Here is a 1,938-nt window from a genome sequence, read left to right on the forward strand (position 1 = left end):
ACCGGGCACCGGGACGCGCCGCCAGAACACCTCGTTGACGATGATCCGGTTCACGGTGAACGGGGCGTGGCCGGGCCGGACCCGGTGGATGGCCTGCGCCAGCTCGTCGCTGTCGGTGTCGGCGGCCGCGTAGGCGGCGGTGGTGTGGAGCACGCCGAGCGGGTACGCGGTGGAGTCGGGGCCGAAGACCCGGTGGACGGCGCCGCGGACGCGGTGCTGGAGGGCGGCGAGTTCGCCGTCGGGGTGGAGGTCGAGGCGGACGCCGGTGCGGTGGGCGAGCGGCGAGCCGGCCTGGAGGGCGATCGGCCCGCTCCCTGCCACCGCGGCCCGCAGCCGGTCGGCGAGGTCGCGGCGTTCGGCGTCGGTGACGGCGTCCGCCGGGGCGGAGGTGAGCATGTCGAGGGTGATGTGCGTCCGCTCGTCCGGCACCGGCAGGACGGGGAAGCCGGCCAGGGCCGTACGCAGGCCGGCGAGGAGCGTGTGCAGGGCCGAGCCCGCCGGCAGGTCGGGCAGGGCGTACACCTGGAGGGCGCGCAGGCCGTCCGGCCAGGGCCGCTGTCCGAAGGTCGGGTGGAACGCTTTCACGTCGCCTCCTGCTGATCCGGTTCGGTGGCGGCCCGGCGGGGCGGCGGCCCGTCCAGGTGGGGCTGTCGACCGTACGACGGGGTTCAGCGTACGGGCGGATCCCCCGCTCCGTACCGGCCCCGGCGTCAGGCGTCCCGGCGGGACAGGCCGAGGGCGGCCAGGGTGAAGGCGACGGCGAGGTAGCCGGCCAGGGCGGCGAAGCAGCCGACCGGGCCGAGGCGGTCGGCGCCCGCCGACGCGACCGTGGTGCCGAGGCCTTCGAAGACGCTCTGCAGGCCGAACCGTGACACCCCGTCGCCGAGCGGTGCCAGCAGCATCGGGGAGAGGAAGAACAGGCCGAACAGGGCGGCGACCGCACCCGCCGTGTGGCGCAGGACGAAGCCGAGCGCGAGGCCGAGCAGGGCGAAGGCGGACAGGAACAGGCCGCAGCCGATCACGGCGCGCGCCACGCCGGGCGCGCCGAGCGGGACGGCGAGGTGCTGGCCGCTCAGGGCGCGCCGGCCGAGCAGGAAGGTCAGGAAGGCGAGCAGCTGCCCGAGCAGCGCCGAAACCCCGCCGACCACCAGGGCTTTGGCGACGAGCACCTGGCCGCGCCGGGGCACGGCCGCGAGGGTCGTGCGGATCTGGCCGGTGGTGTACTCGCTGGAGGCGGCCAGCGTGCCCAGGGTGCCGACGGCCAGCACGGCGACGTAGAAGCCGCCGGAGAAGCCGTAGCGGACCGGATCGAAGCGCTCGCGTTGCTCGGCGCTCCAGGAGGCCCAGTTGTCGGCCGCGCTCGCGTAGTCGATCAGGCCGATGAACAGCGCGGCGGCCAGGGCCACGGCCGCGGCGAGCGGGGTCGCGCGGACGCTGCGCAGCTTGACCCACTCCCCGGCCAGGGCGCCCCGGGTGGTCGGTGCGGTGCTCATGCGGTCCTCTTTCCGGGAGTCGTGACGGAAGACGTGGCGGGAGTCGTGACGGAAGACGTGGAGGTGGCCCGGTAGTCGACCGCGCCGCCGACGGCGTCCATGAAGGCCTGCTCCAACGAGGCCTGCCGGACGGTGAGTTCGTGGACACCGATACCGTGCCCGGCGGCCAGTTCGCCGATGGCGGACGGCTCCAGGCCGACGACGGCCAGCGCTCCGGCGGGCTCCTCGCCGACGGAGGCCGCCCCGGCCGCGCGCAGCAGCCGGGCCAGTTCCGCCGGACGGGCGCAGCGCACCAGGACGTCGGTGCGGGCGTGCTCGGCGAGGAAGTCGGCCGTCGAGCGCCGAGCTGGACCAGCGACCTCAACAACGGCACCGACGGCACCGGCTCGCTGTTCGCCAACACCAGCAACAGCTTCGGCGACGGCACCGTCAACAACCGCGAATC

At 75.2% G+C, this 1,938-nt stretch carries 3 protein-coding genes; all 3 read right to left on the reverse strand.

Annotated elements, in window-relative coordinates; all coding sequences use genetic code 11:
• Positions 1 to 585, reverse strand: a 585-nt coding sequence (locus ACWDCZ_RS40885) for a 2'-5' RNA ligase family protein (RefSeq protein ID WP_449818659.1), incomplete at its 3' end; no start/stop codon positions are given.
• A gap of 125 nt (positions 586 to 710) precedes the next feature.
• Positions 711 to 1,493: a hypothetical protein gene (locus ACWDCZ_RS40890; protein ID WP_449818660.1), complete on the reverse strand. Its 783-nt coding sequence runs from the start codon at positions 1,491 to 1,493 to the stop codon at positions 711 to 713.
• Complete coding sequence (locus ACWDCZ_RS40895; protein ID WP_449818661.1) at positions 1,490 to 1,786, reverse strand: hypothetical protein; 297 nt, start codon at positions 1,784 to 1,786, stop codon at positions 1,490 to 1,492. The genes ACWDCZ_RS40890 and ACWDCZ_RS40895 overlap by 4 nt, the downstream gene beginning before the upstream one ends.
• Positions 1,787 to 1,938: the final 152 nt, after the last annotated feature.

It is taken from the genome of Kitasatospora sp. NPDC001225 (genome assembly GCF_053597855.1).

Coding starts and splice junctions, on each gene's coding strand:
- ACWDCZ_RS40890 (WP_449818660.1), bottom strand. CDS start 1,493: ATGAGCACCGCACCGACCACCCGGGGCGCCCTGGCCGGGGAGTGGGTC.